Source organism: Halarcobacter mediterraneus, assembly GCF_004116625.1.
GTDB lineage: Bacteria > Campylobacterota > Campylobacteria > Campylobacterales > Arcobacteraceae > Halarcobacter > Halarcobacter mediterraneus.
The window spans coordinates 353299-374930 of sequence record NZ_NXIE01000001.1; the positions used below are offsets into that span (position 1 = coordinate 353299).

26 protein-coding genes are annotated in these 21632 nt (G+C 26.1%); 17 read left to right on the forward strand and 9 right to left on the reverse strand.

The window, feature by feature from the left end; genetic code table 11:
* The 4 genes from cobA to CP965_RS01830 are packed head-to-tail and all read right to left on the reverse strand — an operon-like array spanning position 1 to position 3165.
* A complete protein-coding gene (gene cobA / locus CP965_RS01815; RefSeq protein WP_206732230.1) occupies positions 1-735 on the reverse strand; it encodes a uroporphyrinogen-III C-methyltransferase in 735 nt (244 codons plus the stop codon).
* Complete coding sequence (locus tag CP965_RS01820; protein ID WP_164970977.1) at positions 728-1198, reverse strand: (2Fe-2S) ferredoxin domain-containing protein; 471 nt, start codon at positions 1196-1198, stop codon at positions 728-730. The genes cobA and CP965_RS01820 overlap by 8 nt, the downstream gene beginning before the upstream one ends.
* The gene (locus tag CP965_RS01825) at positions 1188-1898 is read right to left on the reverse strand and encodes a precorrin-8X methylmutase (protein WP_129060322.1); all 711 of its coding nucleotides are present in this window, start codon (positions 1896-1898) and stop codon (positions 1188-1190) included. The genes CP965_RS01820 and CP965_RS01825 overlap by 11 nt, the downstream gene beginning before the upstream one ends.
* Positions 1888-3165: a cobyrinate a,c-diamide synthase gene (locus CP965_RS01830; protein WP_129060323.1), complete on the reverse strand. Its 1278-nt coding sequence runs from the start codon at positions 3163-3165 to the stop codon at positions 1888-1890. The genes CP965_RS01825 and CP965_RS01830 overlap by 11 nt, the downstream gene beginning before the upstream one ends.
* A gap of 265 nt (positions 3166-3430) precedes the next feature.
* On the opposite strand from CP965_RS01830, the gene CP965_RS01835 reads away from it, so the two are divergent.
* From CP965_RS01835 to CP965_RS01890, 12 genes are read left to right on the forward strand one after another with little or no spacing between them, the layout of a single operon-like run.
* A complete protein-coding gene (locus tag CP965_RS01835; RefSeq protein ID WP_129060324.1) occupies positions 3431-4021 on the forward strand; it encodes a CbiM family transporter in 591 nt (196 codons plus the stop codon).
* Positions 4018-4542 carry a hypothetical protein gene (locus tag CP965_RS01840; protein ID WP_129060325.1) on the forward strand — a complete coding sequence of 175 codons (525 nt, stop codon included), beginning with the start codon at positions 4018-4020 and terminating at the stop codon, positions 4540-4542. Before CP965_RS01835 ends, CP965_RS01840 begins: the two co-directional genes overlap by 4 nt.
* Positions 4512-5174, forward strand: a complete 663-nt coding sequence (locus tag CP965_RS01845) for a hypothetical protein (RefSeq protein ID WP_129060326.1) — start codon at positions 4512-4514, stop codon at positions 5172-5174. The genes CP965_RS01840 and CP965_RS01845 overlap by 31 nt, the downstream gene beginning before the upstream one ends.
* Complete coding sequence (locus tag CP965_RS01850) at positions 5155-5802, forward strand: energy-coupling factor ABC transporter ATP-binding protein (protein ID WP_129060327.1); 648 nt, start codon at positions 5155-5157, stop codon at positions 5800-5802. Before CP965_RS01845 ends, CP965_RS01850 begins: the two co-directional genes overlap by 20 nt.
* Complete coding sequence (locus CP965_RS01855) at positions 5789-6631, forward strand: sirohydrochlorin cobaltochelatase (RefSeq protein ID WP_129060328.1); 843 nt, start codon at positions 5789-5791, stop codon at positions 6629-6631. The genes CP965_RS01850 and CP965_RS01855 overlap by 14 nt, the downstream gene beginning before the upstream one ends.
* A gap of 2 nt (positions 6632-6633) precedes the next feature.
* Positions 6634-7308, forward strand: a complete 675-nt coding sequence (locus CP965_RS01860; RefSeq protein ID WP_129060329.1) for a precorrin-2 C(20)-methyltransferase — start codon at positions 6634-6636, stop codon at positions 7306-7308.
* Positions 7301-7924: a 5,6-dimethylbenzimidazole synthase gene (gene bluB / locus CP965_RS01865; protein ID WP_129060804.1), complete on the forward strand. Its 624-nt coding sequence runs from the start codon at positions 7301-7303 to the stop codon at positions 7922-7924. Before CP965_RS01860 ends, bluB begins: the two co-directional genes overlap by 8 nt.
* A gap of 8 nt (positions 7925-7932) precedes the next feature.
* Entirely contained in the window at positions 7933-8991 is a 1059-nt protein-coding gene (gene cobT, locus CP965_RS01870) for a nicotinate mononucleotide-dependent phosphoribosyltransferase CobT (RefSeq protein ID WP_206732231.1), read from the forward strand.
* 10 nt (positions 8992-9001) lie between these two features.
* Positions 9002-9502 (forward strand): bifunctional adenosylcobinamide kinase/adenosylcobinamide-phosphate guanylyltransferase, encoded by a 501-nt coding sequence (locus CP965_RS01875; protein ID WP_129060331.1) that lies wholly within the window; start codon positions 9002-9004, stop codon positions 9500-9502.
* A 4-nt stretch (positions 9503-9506) separates the two neighbouring features.
* Positions 9507-10913 carry a cobyric acid synthase gene (locus CP965_RS01880; RefSeq protein WP_129060332.1) on the forward strand — a complete coding sequence of 469 codons (1407 nt, stop codon included), beginning with the start codon at positions 9507-9509 and terminating at the stop codon, positions 10911-10913.
* The gene (locus CP965_RS01885) at positions 10914-11660 is read left to right on the forward strand and encodes an adenosylcobinamide-GDP ribazoletransferase (protein ID WP_129060333.1); all 747 of its coding nucleotides are present in this window, start codon (positions 10914-10916) and stop codon (positions 11658-11660) included. It begins immediately after the preceding gene.
* Position 11661: 1 nt separating this feature from the next.
* Positions 11662-12183 (forward strand): histidine phosphatase family protein, encoded by a 522-nt coding sequence (locus CP965_RS01890; protein WP_129060334.1) that lies wholly within the window; start codon positions 11662-11664, stop codon positions 12181-12183.
* A gap of 74 nt (positions 12184-12257) precedes the next feature.
* Here the strand turns inward: CP965_RS01890 and CP965_RS01895 are convergent, their stop codons facing one another.
* Complete coding sequence (locus CP965_RS01895; RefSeq protein ID WP_129060335.1) at positions 12258-12464, reverse strand: malate dehydrogenase; 207 nt, start codon at positions 12462-12464, stop codon at positions 12258-12260.
* 54 nt (positions 12465-12518) lie between these two features.
* Here CP965_RS01895 and CP965_RS01900 point away from each other — a divergent pair, with 54 nt between their 5' ends.
* Together CP965_RS01900 and CP965_RS01905 are read left to right on the forward strand one after the other, a co-directional pair.
* Positions 12519-13499 carry an SLAC1 anion channel family protein gene (locus CP965_RS01900; protein ID WP_129060336.1) on the forward strand — a complete coding sequence of 327 codons (981 nt, stop codon included), beginning with the start codon at positions 12519-12521 and terminating at the stop codon, positions 13497-13499.
* 22 nt (positions 13500-13521) lie between these two features.
* Positions 13522-14541 (forward strand): aldo/keto reductase, encoded by a 1020-nt coding sequence (locus tag CP965_RS01905; RefSeq protein WP_129060337.1) that lies wholly within the window; start codon positions 13522-13524, stop codon positions 14539-14541.
* A 3-nt stretch (positions 14542-14544) separates the two neighbouring features.
* On the opposite strand, the gene CP965_RS01910 is transcribed toward CP965_RS01905, so the two are convergent.
* Positions 14545-15600, reverse strand: coding sequence for a GGDEF domain-containing protein (locus CP965_RS01910; RefSeq protein ID WP_129060338.1), 1056 nt, complete (start codon positions 15598-15600; stop codon positions 14545-14547).
* 126 nt (positions 15601-15726) lie between these two features.
* Between CP965_RS01910 and CP965_RS01915 the strand changes: the two genes are divergently transcribed.
* Positions 15727-15921, forward strand: a complete 195-nt coding sequence (locus CP965_RS01915; protein ID WP_129060339.1) for a hypothetical protein — start codon at positions 15727-15729, stop codon at positions 15919-15921.
* Between the two features lie 8 nt (positions 15922-15929).
* Here CP965_RS01915 and CP965_RS01920 read toward each other — a convergent pair whose 3' ends face one another.
* The gene (locus CP965_RS01920; protein WP_129060340.1) at positions 15930-16319 is read right to left on the reverse strand and encodes a hypothetical protein; all 390 of its coding nucleotides are present in this window, start codon (positions 16317-16319) and stop codon (positions 15930-15932) included.
* Positions 16320-16608: 289 nt separating this feature from the next.
* Between CP965_RS01920 and CP965_RS01925 the strand changes: the two genes are divergently transcribed.
* On the forward strand, positions 16609-17586 hold the full coding sequence (locus CP965_RS01925) for a D-alanine--D-alanine ligase family protein (protein ID WP_129060341.1): 978 nt from the start codon (positions 16609-16611) through the stop codon (positions 17584-17586).
* A 410-nt stretch (positions 17587-17996) separates the two neighbouring features.
* Positions 17997-19454: a phosphoadenosine phosphosulfate reductase domain-containing protein gene (locus CP965_RS01930; protein ID WP_129060342.1), complete on the forward strand. Its 1458-nt coding sequence runs from the start codon at positions 17997-17999 to the stop codon at positions 19452-19454.
* On the opposite strand, the gene CP965_RS01935 is transcribed toward CP965_RS01930, so the two are convergent.
* Together CP965_RS01935 and CP965_RS01940 are read right to left on the reverse strand one after the other, a co-directional pair.
* On the reverse strand, positions 19445-20428 hold the full coding sequence (locus tag CP965_RS01935) for a hypothetical protein (protein WP_129060343.1): 984 nt from the start codon (positions 20426-20428) through the stop codon (positions 19445-19447). The two genes, CP965_RS01930 and CP965_RS01935, sit on opposite strands and share 10 nt — an antisense overlap.
* Positions 20409-21545, reverse strand: coding sequence for a ParB N-terminal domain-containing protein (locus tag CP965_RS01940; protein WP_129060344.1), 1137 nt, complete (start codon positions 21543-21545; stop codon positions 20409-20411). The genes CP965_RS01935 and CP965_RS01940 overlap by 20 nt, the downstream gene beginning before the upstream one ends.
* Between the last annotated feature and the right edge of the window lie 87 nt (positions 21546-21632).

Consider the following 21632-nt stretch of genomic DNA (forward strand, 5'->3'; position numbering starts at 1 on the left):
TTATTGAATCTCTTTCATTGCGTGAATTGTTCTTCCAATAAATAGTATCGCTGGAGTTAATTTTTTTAAATCTTCAAAAAACTCTTCATTTTGATTATTTACCTCATCAAGAGAAAATATTTTTTGTGAAGAATCGTTTGTTGTTCCTCTACTTAATACTGCAATAGGTAAATCTTTTGGAAAACCAATACTTAGAAGATACTCAACAATATTTTTGATTTTGTAAACACCCATTGTAATAATTAGATTTTCTCTTTCATGGTATGATTTAACAATACTTTTGAAAACATCAATATCATGTCCTGTGATAGTTCTATATGAGTCATTGAACTTTCTATCTACAAGTGGTAGCATAAAACTTTCTGGTACAGAAGTTGTTGAACTTACTCCTGATACTACTTCTACTTCAAAGCCAGCTTCTTTTATAGCTCTAACTTCTTCATATCCACGACCAAAAACAAAAGGAGTTCCTCCTTTTAGTCTTACAACTACTTCATGGGTTTTTGCATATTCAACTAGCAGGTCATTTATTTCTTCTTGTTGCTTTAGGTGTTTACCTTTTCTTTTTCCTACATTTACTTTTAGGCAGTTTTCTTTACAGAACTGGAAAATCTCTTCATTTACTAAGGCATCATATAAAATTACATCTGCTTTTTTTATTATTTTAAGAGCTTTTACTGTTAGTAAATCTAACTCTCCAGGTCCTGCCCCTACTAGATATATTTTTTTAATCATTTTTGTATGTGTCCATTTCTGACATTGGAACTATTTTAAATTCACTCATGTCAAGTTTTTCATTATTGCTTAATGTTTTAAATAATTTTATCCACTTTTCTTTATCATATCTATGAACATTTTTAAGCCAAATAGCATTATTTTCTAAATATCCATTTCTTTGTGTATTTTCGTAAATATTTGCAACAGACCTAAATCTACATGCTCCAAAACAACCAGTTCTTACAACTTTGATTCTTTCTTCACCCTTTGATAGGTTTAACTCTTTTATAACTTCTCTTAAAGTTGCTGCTACATCTTTACCTTTGTGAGCTTTTGAACATCTCTCATCATCACATAAAAAAAGTTGAGTCTTAAAGTGCATAATAGGTTTATTTGCATCAAACTGTTTTGGTTTGCAAGTAAAACCTTCTGCTACAACACTACCCATTGTGTTGTAAAGTACTTCTTTTTTATTTTCCATTATATTTCTCATCTTTATCATAATCTTTGATTAGCTTATAGATTGCATGAAGAGTTGCTACTGTCATAGTAGAACTTCCAAATCTTCCTTCCATAATAATCCCAGCCACATCAAAATGGTCACAGAACTTTCTACCATAAGCTTTTGATTCAACAACATTTACAAAACCTACTGGAAATAGTAGTAAAGCAACATTGTTTAAAGCAACTTTTTGTTCTATTAACGTATTAATTGCAGCATAGATAAAAGTAGGGGCATTTCCACAAGCAAGTACTAAAGGCTCATCTTTGTGTCTCTTAATAGCTTCCACTACAGCTGCATAACTTCTTGTTGTTTTATTTTTTTCTGCCATCTCATAAGTAAATGGTTCGTTGATATAGCATACAACTTCATTTTCATATTGTTTTAGATAAAAGTCACTAAGCCCAACTTTTATCATATTTACATCAACTATTATTTTTGCTTTGTTTAATAGTAGTTTTTGCACCTTTTTAATTGCATCTTTTGAAAAGTAGATATTGTTTAATACTTCATCAAAACAAGTAGTAGTATGAATAAGTCTACTTATTACCTCTTGCTGTCCCTTATCAAATTCATTTATCTTTTCATAATCTTTTAATTCTTCACTAATCATTTCAAATGATTTATTTGAAATATCAGCACCTATATTTATTGGTGGTTGTTCTAGTTTAAATTCCAAAGTAATCCTTTAATATATTTATATTATTTCTAAACATTGTATGCAGATAAGTTCCATATACATTTTTTTTCTTCCAAGCTCCTACTTCACCTTTTGAGTTAATCTTTTTACTTAAAATATCACAGCCCAAAGAAGTATCAAGGGGTTTTGTATAGTGAAAAGCATGACCTTTTAAACCACTTTGACTATGGTAATAGCCAAGTCGTACTCTTTTAGAGTCAAGTGAAAAGCTTACCTTTAAGATTTTTGCCATCTCTTTATCATCTACACTATTACTTAGATATAAAAGTCCTGCACACTCTGCATAGATATGTTTGTTTTTGTTTGCATGCTCAATTAATGATGCTTTGAAGTTTTGAGAAGTTTTAACTCTTTCATAGGCTTCTTTTGTTTCTACATAACCCCCTGGGATAAAGACAAAATCACTATTAGAGCTTATCTTTTCATCTTTTGTTGAACTAATAATCTCTACTTCATCAAATAACTCTTTTAAAGTTTCTAAATTATCGTGGTATAAGAAGGAGAAGTTTTCATCATAAACAACAGTAGCTTTTTTATTTATCTTTTTTATCTCTTCAAAGGGGTAGTTAGTAATAGCTTCTTTTTTATATAAAGATATCTCTTTTAAAGTTTCTAAATCAATATTCTCTAAAACCTCTTTAGAAATATTTTCTAAGACCTCTTTTTTTGCATCTTTTAAATCTAAGCCTAAGTGAGTGTCTCTTAAACTTTGTAAATCTTTTTTTATCCAGCCTAAAACTTTTATCTCATTTTCACCTTGGAAATCTTGTTCTATTTGTTTTTTGATTAGTTCAAAGTGCATTTTTGAAGAGACTTTATTTAAAACTACAGCTTTTATCGTATTATCTTCTTTATAGGTTTTAAGACCTTTTAATACAGCACTAATAGTTATATATGAACCACTAGCATCAAGAAGTAAAACTGTGGGGGTATTTAATAGTTTTCCTACATCATAAGCTGAACAGCCTTTATCCATACCATCATAAAAGCCCATTACTCCTTCTAGGATAGATACTTCTTTATTTGAGTATTTATTAAATAGCCATTTTACTTGGGGTTTATTCATTATAAAGGTATCAAGGTTTATTGATTTTGTATTGCAAACTATTTCATGAAATTGTGGGTCAATATAGTCTGGACCAATTTTAAAAGGTCTTACACTATTTTTAAAGTAGTATAACAATGCAGTAGAAAGAATAGTTTTCCCCTGATTTGATGAAACAGCAGAAATAAGAATAGAATTCACTTTTACCTCTATATTATTTTTTTTAGCTATAATTCAGCTATGAAAAATCTTAGAGGTTATAATAAACGATACTTTAAATTGTCAACAATTGCGATGTTCTCGACAATTAATAAGTTATCTAAAATTGAAATCAATATGTTATACCATAAGAAAGCTTACGAAAACGAAATAAACTCTTTAGACCCTCCCTTATTTTTTAAATTTTAATAAATATTAAATTTCTATACTTAATGCATAGAAAAATTTACAAAAATTAGGAAATAAAATGCATATTAGTGAAGGGGTTTTATCCACTCCAGTAATAGTCTCATCCTCTATAGTCTTGATACCTTTAATTATTAATAGTATAAGAAAAATAGATTATGAAGATATATCAAAAGTTGCACTTGTTAGTGCATTGTTTTTTGTTGTTTCAACTATACATTTGCCCATTGGTGTAACAAGTATCCATTTTATGATGTTAGGTATTATCGGTATGCTATTAGGATGGCATAGCTTTACAGCCCTACTTATTGCTTTGTTATTACAAGCTTTATTAATTGGTTTTGGAGGTCTTAGTTCCTTAGCCGTAAATACTTTAAATACAGGAGTTGGGGCATTAGTAGCTTATTATCTTTTTAAATATTTAAATAATAAATTACCTTTTGTTTTAATGTCTTTTATTGTTGGTTTTGTTCCAATAATTATTACTTCTTTTGGAATAGCAGTTGCTTTAATGTTTAGTAATGAAGAGTTTTTTACTGTTGCAAAAGTTGCAGTTATAGCACACCTTCCCCTTGCTTTGATTGAAGGACTTATTATGATTTTTTTATTTAAAACTTTAAAAAAATATCAAATAAAAGGACTTAACTTATGATTATAAAAATATTGATTGCTTTATTTCTTCCTCTTTTTTTATGGGCACACTCTTTAAGTGCTACAGCAGCTTATGAAGATGGAGAATTATTCATTGAAGCATACTTTAGTGATGGTTCTCCTTGTCATAAATGTTCTTTTACTTTAAAAAAGAGTAATGAAATAATTTACTCAGGAAAGCTTGATGATAAAGGCTTTATAGAAGAAAAAGTTCAATTAAAAGCACCTTTTACTATTTATGTAGATGGTGGAATGGGGCATCAAGGTGTTGTGTCTATTGAAGCTTTAGAAGAAGATCTTACAGAAAATGAAATTATAGAAAATAATGAAACAAAACAATTTACTTCAATTGATGAAGCAACAATTAGAAGTATTGTAAGAGGTGAATTAAATAAACAAAACACAAAAATAGAAGCAATGATTGAAAAAAATAAATCAACTTTAGAAAAGATGTTAGTAGGGCTAGGATATATTTTAGGAATTTTTGGTATATGGCAACTTTTTGTAAGAAAAAAACAATAGATTATTCTATTGCTTTTATTTCTTTGTTTTTTTACAGTTTTTTTATTGCTACAGCAAAGGAATTATCTATTTTATGGATAATTCCTATTTTTGTACAAGCTTTACTTTTAAGAGTTGATATCTTAGCTATTTTAAAAAAACTTTTAAAAGTAAATCTTTTTATTGTTTTGATGGTTATTGTTCTTTTCTTTGAAGAAAAATATTATTTGGCTTTATTGATTTTTATTAGGGCAAATTTAATTTTATGGTTTACTTTGAGTTTTGATTTTGATGGTTTTAAATTATATAAAGCCTTACATAATCTAAAATTTTCTAATAAATTCTCTTTAATATTTTTCTTTACAGTTAAATATATTGAGATTTTATTATCAAATGCAAAAAGATTAATAGAACTTTTGAAAATAAGAGGTTTTAAATTTAGATTTTCATTAGAAACTTTTAAAACATATGGAGAACTTTTTGCTTTTCTAATTTATATAAGTATAAATAAAATGCAAAAAGTAGAGGATGTTATTAGGTTAAGAACTAGAAATAATAGTTTATTTCCTAGTCAAAAAATAATAATAGGAAAAATAGAGTTATCTTTGATTTTTTCTATTTTAGGAGTGATTTTTGTCTATTATATTAAATAATATAAAAACCCATTGTTTTAAAGATATTAATTTAGAATTGAAAGATAATGAAAAAATAGCGATATTAGGAGAAAATGGAGTTGGAAAAACTACACTTCTTCGAACTATTCTAGGATTAGTTGATTTTGAAGGACAAATAGATATTTTACAAAAATCAATGAAAGTTGAAAAAGACTTTAATAGTATTTATTCTGAAGTAGCTTATCTCTTTCAAGATAGTGATGATAGTTTTTTAACTTCAAGTGTTCTTGAAGAAATTGCATTTAATCTTTATAATAAAACAGATAACTATGATTTTTCTATAAAAAAAGCTTTAGAACTTTTAGAAGAGTTTAATATTTCCCAATTAAAAGAAAAGATTCCAATAAAACTTTCAGGTGGTCAAAAAAGAGTTGTAGCTTTTTGTGCTTGCATTTTATCAAATCCTAAAATACTACTTTTAGATGAACCCTTAAATGACTTAGATGAGAAAATGAAAAAAAGAGTTGAAGAAAAAATTCTTTTATATAAAGGTAGTGTAGTGCTAATAGCACATGATTTAGAGTTTGCAAAAAGAGTTTGTAAAAAAATTTATAGATTAGAAAAAGATGGTTTAATTTTACTAAAGGCAGAAGATGAAAAGATTTAGACACTACAATAGAAAAAGAGCTATTGTATTAGCTTGTTTTGGTTCAGTTATTGAACAACAAAAATATTTAGACTTAGAAGATAAAGTAAAAGAGGAGTTTCCTGATTGTGAGGTATTTACTTCTTTTTCATCAAGAATGGTAATAAAACTTTTAAAGAAAAAGAAAAAAGAGAATTATAAAAACCTTCCACAAACTCTTTCTGATGTAGATATGCAAGGATACAAACATGTAGTAGTAGTTTCTGTAAATATTTATCCTACTGATGAACATGAATTTTTAAAGAAAATTGTTGATGGATTTAAACACTTTTCTCTGGGAAATCTTGGTATTACTAATGCTTTATTAACAACTACAAAAGATACAACTTCATATTTAAAAAATTTAAATGAACAAGTGAGTAAAGAAGATACTGCAAATCTATATATTATTCATGGAACACCAAAATTAAATACTATTGGAATTGATTCTATAACTTATACAAGTGATTTACTTGAAATGATTGATAAAAGAAACTTTACTTGTTCCTTAGAAGGAGCTTTCCCTTATTTTGAAATTAATGAGGTAATAAAACAAAAAATTAAAGTAAAAGGCTTTAAAAAAGTTCAAGTTGTACCTTTACTTTTAGTTAGTGGAAATCATTATATAAAAGATATGTTTGAGATAAAAGATGATTTAAGTGATACCTTTGAATCTTTTATTGCATCTTCCTTAACAAAAAGTGAAAATTTTAACCTTTTAGAGTTGCCTCAAACACAAGAAATCCTTTTGAAAAATATCAAAGAATCATTTAAAATGCTTGGTGTTAGTCATAAAGTTATGAGTTATTAATAATGAAAAAACTATATATGGTTTCTTTAGGTCCTGGAGATTATGAATTAATTACTATAAAAGCTTTAAAAGCATTACAAAATTGTGATGCAATATGTGTCCCTACAAAAAGTGCTGATAATAGTTTTACTAGATCCATGACCTTTAAAATAGTAGAAAAACTTATGAAGGAATATGCTTTTGAAAAAGATATTATTCCTGTATATGCTCCAATGAATTTTAAACAAGAAGATTGGCAAAAGCAAGTAGATATAATCGAAGACTCTTTTAAAAAATACGATAATTTATCTTTTGTAACTTTAGGGGATAGTGCTGTTTATAGCACAGTTTACTATTTATTAGATATTATTAAAGAACAACATAAAGAAATTTATGAAAAAAGTGAAGTTATCCCAGGAGTTACTTCTTTTTCCCATGCTTCTGCAAAAGTTAAAAAACCACTTTGTGTAGGGGATAGTAGTTTTCTTATAAGACCTTTACATAAAAGTAAAGTTCCTTTTACAACTGTTTATATGAGACCAAGGATTGGTATGAGTACAGATAGAATAAAAGAAAAAAATGATATATATACCTTTGAAAATCTAAATTACAAAGGTGAGACAATTTTGGATTATAAAAAAGAAAAAGTTGATAAATATATGACATTATTTATTGATTTTTATGATAGAAATGAATAAATTTAATAATAAGGCTATTTCTTCACTAAAAGCTATAATATCATCAAGAAGAGATATAAGAGGAAATAGATTTTTAAATAAAAAAATTGATGATAAGATTTTAAATGAACTATTAGAAGCTGCTAATAATGCTCCTTCAGTAGGTTTTTCTCAACCTTGGAAATTTATAATTGTTAAAGATAATAAAAAAAGAGAAAAAGTCTATAAAAACTTTTTAAAAGAAAATAAAAAAGCAAAAAAGATTTTTAAAACAAATGAAATATATCCAAATTTAAAACTTGAGGGTATAAAAGAATCATATTTAAATATTGCCGTTTTATATAAAAAGCCTAAAAAAGATGTTTTAGGGCAAACTACCCAAAAAAAAGTTGGAGAGTACAGTGTTGTTTGTGCTATTCAAAACTTTTGGCTTATGGCAAGAGTTTATGGTATTGGAGTGGGCTGGGTTAGTATTTTAAAAGCAAAAAAGATTAAGAAAATATTAGGTATAAATGATGATTATAAATTAATTGCATATTTAACAGTTGGATATGTAAAAGAGTTTTTAGATGAACCTGAGTTGAAAAAAATTGGCTGGGAAAAGAAAAGAACTCTTAATGATATTACTAAGTTATAGGAAAGATAATGATAAAAAACATTCTTGGAACAAATGATTATATAGAGTTTTTAAGGGGAAAAAGTGTAACTTTTATGTTAGCTTTAAGCAATACAAAAACTGCTGATATAAAAGATATTACACAAGCTGGAATTCCAGGAAAAATATATTTAACACCTACACTAGATAGTGAGTTCTTAACTTGCGGTAAAGTTAGGAGTTTAGAAAATATTGCTCAAACTCCTAAAGGTGTACCAACTCCTGCTTTAATAACTAGAGCTACACATCTTTTAAAACCTTTTTCAAATATTGAACTTTTAAATTTAGGTTTAGAAGTTTTACCTAAAGTTGATTATTTTAAAATACATGATTTTAATCTTGCCCCTTCAGAAGATATTTCTTTGAATGCAAATATTGATACAATGGATGTATTTAAAAGAGGTTTAGATTTTGGACAAGAGTATGAGTGTAAAGATGATTATATAATTCTAGCTGAATCAGTTCCTTCAGGAACTACAACAGCTGCAGCAACTGCACTTGCTTTGGGCTATGAATGTAAAGAGTTTTTTAGCAGTAGTTTTAAAAATGTACCAGATGATATTAGAAATAAAACTATAGAAAAAGCCTTAGAAAATATTGATGAGAGAGATGATATTTTTACACGATTATCAAAAGTATCTGATAATATGCTTATCTTTATAGCAGGGTTTATTTTGGGTTTGAATAATCAAACAAAATTTATCTTAGCCGGTGGAACTCAAATGGCTTGTGCCTTATTGATTGTAAACTCAATTTTAAAACAGATGCAAGGACATTTAGAAACTTCTAATCTTGCTCTTTGTACTACAAAATGGGTTTATGAAGATGAAAAAAGTGATATAAAAGCACTTTTAGAATTAAATGATTTAAAAATTAATGCCTATTATGCAGATTTTGATTTTTCTTTATCAGAGCATCCTGCTTTAAAACTTTATGATGAAGGTGAAGCTAAAGAGGGTGTTGGAGCAGGAACTGCTTTAACTTATGCACTTTTAAATGGTATTTCAAAAGAAGAACTTACTAAAAAAATAGAAAGCCTATTGGGATAAATGAAATAAAATGAAAATTCTTTATTTTGGTGGACAAAAGTCTGGTAAATCAAATCTTGCAGAACAAAAAACTTTAGAAATAAGTTCTAAAAAACCATATTATCTAGCAACTTATGATAATAGTTTTAACGATAAAGAAATGCACAAAAGAATTGATAAGCATAAACTTCAAAGAAAAGAGCAGTTTACTACAATAGAGGAATCAAAGGATTTAATAAAAGTATTAAGCAAATCAAAAAAAGAAGATACTTTTTTAGTAGATTGTATGTCAATGTGGCTATTTAACAATATTAAGCAGAATGAAGAGTATTTAATAAATCAATTAGAAGAAATTTCAAAGCTTGATGCGAATATTATTTTTGTATTAAATGATGTAAACTCTGGAATCATTCCCTTTGATAGTGAAAGTAGAAAGTTTGTAGATATGACAGGAATTGTTGGGCAAAAATTAGCTCAAATTTGTGATGAAGTTTATGAAGTAAAGCTTGGTTTAGCAAGTAGATTAAAGTAAAGAAATGAAAAATATCTCAATCTTTGGTACAAGTAGCGATGCAGGTAAATCTACAATTACTTTTGTAATAGCAAAAATTCTACAAAACATGGGATATAGTGTAGCCCCTTTCAAAGCTCAAAATGTCTCTAATAATGCTTTTGTTTGTGATGATGGAAGTGAAATTGCAGTAGCTCAATACTTTCAAGCAAAGGTTTTAGGAGTTCCTATTTCTTATCATCTAAATCCAGTACTTTTAAAATCAGGACGTGGAAGTTCAGCTTCACTTATAGTTGAAGGGAAAGTTGTAACAAATAAAGATGTAAGAGAGTATTATAGAGATTTAGACTTACTTAAACCAGCTGTAAATAGATGTTTTAACTATCTTAATGAAAAGTATGACTGTGTAGTTTGTGAAGGTGCAGGTAGTCCAGTAGAGCTTAATCTTATGGATAAAGACCTTTCAAATATTTACATAGCTGATGAGTTTAATACAAAAATCATACTTGTAGCAGATATTGAAAAAGGTGGAGTCTTTGCTTCTATTTATGGGGTTTATCATTTATTACCCGAAAAACTTCGTAAGAATGTAATAGGCGTAATAGTAAACAAGTTTAGAGGAGATTTAACTCTTTTTGATGAAGGTGTTAAAATCATAGAAGAAGATTTTAAAATACCAGTTTTAGGAGTATTGCCTTATACACCTTTTAACTTAGGTTTTGAAGATTCACAAAGCTTGAAAAACTATGCTCAAAATAGTAAAAGTGCTATTTTGAATATTGCAGTTATCTTTTATCCATATATGAGTAACTATAATGATTTTGAGCCTTTAATAGCCCATGAGCAAATAAACTTAGAGTTTGTAAAGACAAATATCTCTTTATATAAATTTGATATGGTAATAATGCCTGGTTCTAAACTTGTAATCAAAGATTTAAAATGGCTAAAAGAAAATGGACTATTTGATAGAGTAAAAGCATATGAAGGTAAACTTTTAGGTATCTGTGGTGGTTATGAAATGATGTTTGAAACTCTTATAGACTCCTATGCTTTAGAAAATAATGAAGCTACAAAAGAAGAGGGCTTTAGCTTTATAGATGATGAGATATTTTTTAAAAAAGAGAAAACACTAGAAAAAGGAAACTATGAAATCTTTGGTGTACAGCTTGAAGGTTTTGAAATACACCATGGAAAAAGCAATAAATATCCACTTTTTTATGAAAATAAAAATAAAAATATATGCGGAACTTTTGTGCATGCAGTTTTTGATTCAGATGAATTTAGAACTTATCTTTTTAAAAATTTACACCAGGATTACAAAGAGTTTGATTTTAAAGCTTATAAAAAAGAGCATATAGATAGTTTTATAAGCTCTTTAGAGAGTAGACTTGATGTGAAAAAAATTAAAGATGAAATAGAAGAAAGAGAATAAATGAATAAAGATTTGATATTAGGACTAAAGTTTGCCTTTAGTTATTTTTCAATAATACCAATAAAGTTTGATAATAGTGTAGATTTATCAAAAAAAGAGATTATAAACTATCTTATGTTTTTTCTTCCTCTTGTGGGAGCTATTTTATCTCTAGGGGCTTGTATTGTTTTTTATTTCTTAGAAGATTTATCTTATCTTGGGGCAATTATTTGTGCTTTTTTGTATATGATGTTTTATGGTTTTATTCATACAGAAGCTATCTTAGACGTAGTAGATGCTTTATATGCTAAACATAGTGGTAAAGATGCCTATGAAGTTATAAAAGAGCCTACAATTGGAGCTATGGGCTTTTTATATGCTTTAGGTTTTGTTTGTATTAAAGTAGCAGCTTTAACAATGCTTTTTTTAAATCAAATGTATTTAGAGATAATTGCAATAGCTATTATAAGTAGAGTATCAGTTCAGTTTATGACAAAAACAAATGAGTTTAAATCTTCTTTTGTAGGATTAATGAAAAGTTCATTTACTAGCTTTAAAACAGCCTTTATTCTTTATTTTATAGTATGTTTAGTTCTTATTGGTTTTAAAGCTTTTACTCTATTTTTTATAGCTTTAGTTTTCACTTTTCTTTTCTCACTATTTTTAGAAAAAAACTTAGGTTTTTTAAATGGAGATACTTTAGGTTTTAACTTAGAGTTTGTCGAGATTGTACTTTTTATAACTGTTTGTCTATTTTGGTTAAATTAATATGGCAAATATAACTTTTCTAAGACATGCTCCTCTACCTTTAAAAAATCAAAAGTGTTATAACGGACATATTGATTTAGAAATTGATACTTTACTTGTAGACTATAAAAAGATAGAAAATTTACAAAAACAAAAATATGATTTAGTCTATTCTTCTGATTTAAAAAGATGTACTCAAACATTAGATTTATTAAATTTTTCATATAAAAAAGATGAAAGACTAAGGGAAGTAAAGTTTAAAGATGAGTTTGAAGGCAAATCTTTTGATGAAATTTCAAAGATGCCTATTTATGATGAAAAATATCTCTCTTCTTTTGAGTCTTGGCATAAGTTTATTGCTAAAGAATCTATAAAAGAGTATAAACAAAGAGTAAACTCTTTTTTATCTGAACTTCCTAAAGACAAAGAAATATTAGTATGTTCCCATGGAGGAACAATTAAGTTAATTCACTCTATTTTAACAAATATAGAATATGAAAAAAGTAGATATTCTATCTTATATTTAGAAAGTTTTAAGGCATAATTATAAGTAAATCTTATAAATATTAATAAGTTGGATTAATAATAATTTTAACTTAAATGATATATAATTGTTTATTATAATGGTTTGATTAAAGATTTAATACTTTTAGGTAAATGAGCAAAAACAATATTACTATCTTTCATGTATTTACCATTTTCATAAATTGTTATGTCAATGGTCATATTCTTTTTATTAAAAGTTTTTAGTTTTATTGTTTGATTATTTTCCTGATACTCTATATTTTTGTGTTTTAAATCTATGATTGGTTTTTTATTAGCCATTCTTCTCCTTCCTAATCAAACCATTATAACTTATTTTGTCAAAGGATATTTTAAATGAAACAATCTGAAACTATTACAGCTATCCCTTCAGATAGATTACAGTTTTTCCCTATTATGATGTTTGCAGTTGTTATGGGGTTTTCTGGGCTTTCTTTAGTTTTTACTCGTCTTACAGAGTTTTTGTATTTTCCTAGTGTTGTAGCTGTTATTTTTACTTATATATCAACAGCTTTATTTTTTATAATTTTATTTTTTTATGGAAAGAAGCTACTTAAATATAAAGAAGAAGTTATAAAAGAATTATCTCATCCAATTAGAGTAAATTTCTTTGCAGCATTATCTATTTCTATGCTTTTATTATCTTTACTTTATCAAAAAAGTGTACCTGATTTATCACATGGTTTCTTTATTTTAGGAGCAATAGTTCATATATTTTTTACTTTTTACACTATTAAATATTGGATAAACAATAATTTAGAAATGCATCATTCAAATCCAGCTTGGTTTATTCCTATAGTTGGTAATATTATTGTTCCAATTGCTGGAAAAGGTTTTGTTGATGATTCTATATTATATTTTTATTTTTCTATAGGAATCTTTTTTTGGATAGTTTTATTTGCAATTATATTAAATAGAATAATTTTTCATAAACAGTTTGCTGCAAAATTTATGCCAACTTTATTTATACTTATTGCCCCACCAGCAATTGGTTTTATCTCATATATTAAATTAACAAATGGTTCATTAGATTTCTTTGCACATATTCTTTATAGCTTGGCATTATTTTTTACAATTTTAGTATTTGTAATGTATAAGAATTATATTAATATTAAGTTTTTTATTTCTTGGTGGGCATTTACATTTCCTATGGCAGCTGTTACTTTAGCTACAATTTTAATGTTTCATTTAACTTCTTTTATGTTTTATTCAGTATTATCATATTTTTTAGCATTTGTTACAACTTTTATAGTTTTTTTAGTTGCAAAAGAGACTATTAAACATATGTTTAAAAAAGAGATATGTATAATGGAGTAATTTTCTTTAAGAAAGGTTATTTATGGAATATAGATATATAGGAAGAAGTGGTTTAAGAGTTACACCAATTTGTTTAGGAACTATGACTTTTGGTTCTACAACAACAAAAGAAGAAGCTTTTAAAATAATGGATAAAGCATACGATAGAGGAATAAACTTTTTTGATACAGCTGAACTTTATCCTGTGCCACCAAAAGCAGATACTACAGGAATTACAGAAGAGATAGTAGGGGAATGGTTAAAAACAAAACCTAGAGACTCAGTTATTTTAGCTACAAAAGTAGCAGGTGCAGCTTCTGGTTGGTTTGTACCTCCAATTAGGCATGGCTTGACTGCAATTGATTCATTTCATATTAAAAGAGCAGTAGAACAAAGTCTTAAAAAGCTTCAAACAGATTATATAGATCTTTATCAGATGCATTGGCCAGATACAGTTGTGCCAGTAGAAGAGAGTATGAAAGCTTTTGATGAGCTAGTATGTGAAGGAAAAGTAAGATATGTTGGAACTTCGAATGATAGTGCTTATGGTTTAACAAAAGCAAATGAAGTTTCAAAGTATAATAAGTATGCAAGATTTGAATCTATTCAAAATAACTTCTCACTTTTAAATCCAAGATTTCATGATGAACTAGCAAATGTATGTAAAAGAGAAAATGTCTCACTACTTCCATATTCTCCAATGGCTGGAGGTGTTTTAAGTGGTAAATACAATGGAGGTTTTTATCCTGAAGATTCTAGGTTTGGTATTTATATGAAAAATAAAAGTAAAAGAGTTCAATCTATGGCAGATAGATTTGTAAATGAAAAAACACTTGAAGCTACAAGTAGATATATGAAATTAGCTCAAGAATATGAAATTTCTCCTGTTACTTTAGCTGTTGCTTATTCTATGCATTTTGATTTTATAGCTTCTACAATTATAGGAGCAAGACAGTTAAATCAATTAGATGATTCTTTTGCAGCATTTGATTTTAAAATAGATAAAGAATTGATGAATGAAATAGAAAAAGTTCAAAAAGATATTTTATATCCTATGGGATAGAGTTTAAAGCTCTATTCCATTATCAAATACAATTTTATTTCTACCTTCTTTTTTTGCTTTATATAATAAAGAATCTGCTTTTTTCTTTGTTTCTAAATAGTTTTTATATTTTGATCTAAAACTAACTCCTGCACTAAATTTTAAATTAATAGTAATATCTTCATATTTAAATTCAGTACTTTCGATTAAACTTTTTACTCTTTTTATGTATTTATATAATTCTTTTTCTTTATCATAATTTACAAGAGCTATAAATTCTTCCCCTCCATATCTTGCAATAGTATCTTCTTTTCTTGTAAGTTTATCTAGTACTTTTCCAAAGGTCTTTAAAACTTCATCTCCACAGCTATGTCCATAAGTATCATTTATTTTTTTAAAATGATCGATATCATAAAAAACAATTGCATAAGAAGAGTTAAATATTTCATATTTTTTTTCTATTTTTTCAACTTCTTCTTGATAAGCCCTTCTATTTAAAACAGAAGTTAAATAATCTGTAGCTTTTTCCTTTTTGACAAGATTTAATTCTTCTTGTAAACTTTCTATTGTTTTATGTAGGTTTAAAAATTTTTCTTTATTATTATTTAGTTCTTCTCTTCTATCTTCCATTGAATGTTCAATATTATAAATAGTATCAATGAGTCTTTTTTGTAATTGTCCTAATTCTCTTTGTGATGCATTGGATATATTTAATTCTTGAAGTTCATCTTTGATTTTATGAATTTTTTCACTTGAATTTGAGCTTTCTAATATAGTTTTATCAAAATATCGCTCCATCAACGAACTAAGTTTTACAATATCATCAGTTTTATTTTGAAGTATTTTTCTATCTGATGTTATTCTATTTTTTGTAATTTCTTTTAATTCATTCATAGATTGTTTTGTTAAAAGTAGTTGAGGATTTTTGGAAACTTTATTTATAAAAGAATTAGTTTCTTCATCATTATTAAAATCTATAGAAGGAGAAAGTACCTCTTTTAATACTTTAATAAAGATTGATAAGGATAATAATTGTTCTTTTTCATTATTTTTTTCTATAATTTTTTCTACTAGTTCCAAACGAAATCCTTTTTATTATTATCATTATATCACTATGATAATTATAATAATTTAAAAATTATCAATATTTTATACTTTTTTTCTATAAAAAGTTAGATTTTAAATAAGAATCTATATAATATCAAAATGAAAAAAGAAATTGAAAAAGAAGCTTATAAATTAAGGTTTGAATATTACAACTTGTATGAAAATAAAGAATTAAAATGGCATGAAAAATATAAAAAACACTATTTATATAATATTGTAGTAGAAAGTTTTAATTATAAGTTTCATGAAATAGGGCAAGTTATGCCAAAACTTTTAGAAAAAATAAAGAGTTAAGTTAAATATTATTCTCTAAAACTAGCAAAAGCACTTTCAATACTTGGAATATTTTTATAGTGAGTTTTTGTAAGTTTTACATTTTTTGTTTTTAGATTACAAATAGCAATTCTAAAACTTGAACCCATAAATGGTTCTACAATACAGATAATTTCATCATCAATTTGTCGTGTAGCATGAATAGTACCTTGAAGATTATTGAAAAAATATTTGGGATAACTTAAAGGTGTTATTTCAACAATATCAATTGCTTCTTGATTTTCTAGAGTTTCAACTATATTCATAGCATCTTCATAAGTATCAAATTGAACACACCAATCATCAAAAATTTTATTAAAATGTTCTAAATCTTCATCTAAAAAACCACCAGCTAAAGATTGTAAAGCAAAAATAGACACTAATACACCTTAAAATATAAATTAAATTAAAAATTAATTTTAACATATTTTTATTTTATTTCTTTAAATTAAGATATAATATAAGGAAATAATAATACTTGATCTGTATTTTTATTCTATTTTTGTAATTTTATAAAAATATATAAATAATCTATTACAAAGCTTAGATCTACTTTAATTAACAAAAAACTAATTCTTGTTAAGCTTTTTTTACAGTGTATACTTAATATAACAATCTAAAATTAAATATTATAAAAAAACTGTTACACATATTTTAAGGAAAAAATCGATGTATATTGAAATTTTAACTACTTCAAATGAAGAATTAAAAGAGAGTGGATTTGGAAGTATTGAATCTTGTTTTAGCATACTTGAAGCAATAGAAAAAATGGGACATAACATTATATTAATGGTTTGTAAAAATAAAAAAGATTTAAAAAAGGTTGTAGATAGAAATCCTGACTTAGTAATATTAGCAGTAAAGTATCTAGTATTAGAAGATGGTACTAATCTTTGGTTAAGTGAATATTTTGATAAGTATTCTATTAATTATACAGCTTCATCTGTGGAAATATTAAAATTTGATTCAAACAAAGTTCTTGCAAAAGAATATTTAAAGAGGAAAGGAATAAAAACTGCAGATTATTTTACGGCAATTCCTAATCAATTTCAGTCTGTAAAAGAATTACCTATTTTATTTCCCTTATTTTTAAAGCCAATTGATGCAGCAAATGGAAATGGAATTGATGATCTTTCTTTTGTAACAAATTTTGATGAGTTTGAAAAAAAAGTAAAATCACTTTATGATTTATATGAAATACCAGTACTTGTTGAAGAGTATTTAGATGGAAAAGAATTTACTGTTTCAATAATAGAAACAGTAAATGGAGGGCTACTTACTTCAGCAATAGAAATATTACCCTTAATATCGACAAATGGCTTAAGAATTTTAGGACAAAAAGCAAAAAAAGATGATTCAGAAGAACTTAAAAAAATTAATAATAATGAAATTAAAATAAAATTAACAAAATTAGCAATTGATTCTTTTAAAGGTTTAGGAGTTAGAGATTATGGACGAATAGATATAAAAACAAATAAAAAAGGTGATTGCTTTTTTATGGAAGCTAATTTAGTCCCTGGGATGACAAAAGGATCTAGTTACTTTCCTAGAGCTTGTGAAATAGAAAATGAACTAACTTATGATGAAGTCGTTCAATTAATGCTATTTAAAGGACTAAATCGTATTCCATTGAAAATAAATATATAATTATTTCTTTAAATACTAAATAAAATATAAACTTTGTATAATAGATTGTATTAAAAGAAGAGGAATTAAATTAATGAAGATTCGCGTTTATTATGAGAATACCTCATTATTTCAATTTTCTGTAAAACCTATATTTTAAATTTTTAATATCAATATAAACTAATTTTTATTTACTTCTTTTTTAATATAATAGGCACGATTTTAGGCATAGAAATAATTTAAATTATTGTCCTTTAATTAACTATTTACTAAACCCTTATATAATATAATTATTTTATAATTCATATGATTTGGGAATAAAAAAAGAGCAAATAATTTCTATTTAATTTTCTTTTATAAAATACTACTATTATATAAAATTAAAATCTATATTTAATTTACGGATTATCGTATTTTCAGTACAATATGACATGAGTACAAATGACATAACATTAGCAGAAAAAGAAGTATTAGCTGTTAAAATTCTTAAACACTATTATTTAAAAGACCCTAGACCATTTTGTGTGGCATATAGTGGTGGTAAAGATAGTAGTGTAATTGTTTATTTAACTATTAAAATGCTTCAAGAATTGGTTAATGAAAATATAGATCTTAATAAAGAAATTTTAATTCTAAACTCAAATACTTTAGCGGAACTACCACCAGTATTAAAACATTTAGAAGAATCTTTAAAATCTATACAATATTATTCAGATCAATATAATCTACCTGTAAAAGTAAAAGAAGTAACTCCTGAACTAAAAAACACTCTAAATGTACAGCTTTTAGGGGTTGGTATGCCACCACCATCAAATCAATTAAGATGGTGTACTGATAAATTAAAAGTATTTCCTATTGATAAAGAGATTACTTCAAATTTCCCTAACGGTAAATTCATATCTGTTATTGGTACAAGAAGAGATGAAAGCTTTTCAAGAGATGCAAGAATTGAAAAGAAAACAGTAAAAGGAACAAATCTTAAATTAAATGATAGATATAAAAATGCAAGTAATTTAATGCCTATTGAAGATTGGACTACAAAAGATGTATGGGAATATCTATTTAAACAAACAAATGAACTTTTAAATGTAGATTTTCTTTGGAAAATATATAGTGATGCAAGTGGAAAAGATACTCATGAATGTACTTTTGTTGCTGCAGGTGGAAAGCATATAGAAGAGGGAAAAATCGGTTGTGGTGTTTCTAGGTTTGGTTGTTGGCAATGTTATATGGTAAGAGACAAAGATAAAAGTCTTGATGGTCTTATGAAAAGTGGATATGAAAATATAGATTTATATAAAAAATATAGAGATAGTTTTTGGGATGAAACTCAAAAAGGTTGGGAGTTCACAAGAGATCCCTATAGCCATAGACACCAGGGTCAAGAGTTTTATAATAAGGGAGATGAATCAAATCCTAAGTTTGGAATGACAATGCCAAAAGGTCTAACTTTAAAACTAAGAAAAAGATTTTTTAAAGAATTATTGAAATTACAGTCTCAATTAAAAGAAGAGATTATAACAAAAGATGAAATTTATCATATTCAATTAAGATGGATTCATGAGGGTGATCTTAATTTAGAAGCCTTTCAAGAAGCGAGAAAGTATAAAATCAAATTACGATTTACCGATTTAGAGAAAGATCTTCAAAAACAAATAAAAGAAGCTAGACTATTTTACAGAAATAAATTGCTAAAAAAAGATGTAAGAAAGTATTTTTCTATTGAAACAAGAAAAAGATTTGCAGTACAATATTTTTTAAATCCAGATAAAATAGAGAAAAAATTTTTCCCTTCATATGATCAGGAAAATCATATAAAGAAAGAATGGAAAAAAGAACAAAAGATTAATCCTAATATTACTTTCAAAAATATATTAGATTATTCGTAATGAAAATTTGTTTCTAATATTTTATCTATTATTTGAAAAGAATCAACTACATTTTCTTCTTTTATACTTTCGAGAATTCTACTTCTATCAAAAATAATACTCTCTGAACTTTCTATATCATCTAGAAATTCAAATTCATCTTTAAAATTACTAAATTCAAAGGGTATGGCAAATCCAAAATTCAGAATAGTTTTATTAACATCTAAAAATGTACAAATTTTTCTATTTTCTGCTAATTTGGTTTTCCAATTAGCTCCACTTGCACATTGTACAAGCATTATAAACATATTTGGTATTTTGTCTTTAAATGGTGACCAGACAGCTAAATCTAAACCTCTATCTTTTGTTGAATATGTTGAAATATGTCTTTCAATTACGTCTGTTCTTGGTTTGACATTTAATTCACTTGCTAAACTAATAATTTTGTCTTTTGTTTTATTTTCATCATAATCTTCATTATTACCAAACTCTTTAACTATTCCTATTCCTCCAAATTTATTTTGAAAAGAATAATATGAAATTTTTTCAAAATCATTTGTTAGATCTTTTTGAAATTCTTTAAATCTTTTTAAATTAGATGAACATAATAGAACAATATAAATTTTTTGTTTATTTGTTAAAGAAGGTTTTAACTTAATTGAATGATAGTCATTTTCTATTATAAAAGGATAGTCTTCTTCAAAAAGATCTCTTCTTTCTTTTAGTAGTGCAAAAAAATAATCAGTTTTAGATTCTGCATCATCTCTTTCTTCTACAATCTCCTCTTCTCCAAATTCTGATGAAGTATCAACTTGAATATTTAGTATTCTTGCAACATCACTTGAAGTTAGCTCTGTATTATAAATGAAAGAATAAAGTTCAATTTGATCTAATTTATGATTATAAATTAAATTTGTGCCACTTGCTGTAATTGCAAGATAATCTTGCATATTCCTTGTATATTCTATAAATTTACTATGAAAGTGTGAACTCATTGTCTTCTTCTTGTTTTTTAGAGTTATTAATTCTATTTAAGTTTTTACAAATTGATAAGATTGTAGAAAGATTATTTTCTAACTCAAAGTTAAACTCTTTTATACTATGTAATGGTTTCTCTGAATTTTCTAAATTTGAAATTGCTTTTTTAATTAATGAATCAAATAGTACATCATTATCTTGTGCAAATACTAATGCTTCATCTAAAGTCTTTTCTTTTAATATAAATTCATCTTTTGAAGATTGACAAGCTAGTACTTTATCTAATTTACCTAAGTCTGAACTTGAACCTTTAATTCTAGTATTTGTTCCACTTGTTTTTTCAAAAATCCATCTAGTCCATAATTCAAGGTTTTCTAAATTAAGTTCTTCAATAGGATCTTCTTTTTTAAAGTCAACACCCAGGTATTCAAAAATATTTTTTCTATTTAATGAGTCTGCTAAATTAACAAAGTGAAAATTTTGATCATTTAAGTCTCCATTGTTAATTTTAAAGAACTTTTTATCTTCAATTCTTTTATAAATCTCGAAACCAACTAGAATTCTTTTAACATAATCACTTTTACTTCCTATTAATTTTGCTACTTCTTTATGAAGTTCAATATCTGTATCATCAGGGTTTTCTGATTTAACTCTATTATACATTTTATTTAAGTACCTAGCTCTTTCTAATGATTTCCAGTTTTTAGTTCCAGTTATATGTCTAAAACCTAAAAATTTATCAACTTTTTCTATATCATCTGAACTATCTGCAATAAGACAAGGTATTTCTGATAAAGAATCTTTAATTTCATCTGATATTGATTCAACGGCCTCTTTAACTCTATCAACTAACACAGGTGCTAAGTTAGGGTTATCTATAAGTTTTACGGCAGATAATCTTCTATTTCCTTCTACAACTTTAAATTCATCTCCCTCTTGTACAACAATAATTGGTTCTCCTGGGAAAAATCCATTTTTACCTATTGCTTCAATTAATGATAATACATCTGCTTCAAGAAGCATATATTTATAAACCATTTCTTGGCTTGAATCGTGAAGTGATATTGGTAATCTTGGGTTGTATGTATCGTGAAAAAGTTTCTTATGATCTAATTTTTTATATTGATATGCCATATAAAATTCCTTTTAATTCTTAGGTCGCATTATAATAGTTATTAACTGATTTTATTCTTTTTAATACTTATTTTATGTTCTATTTTA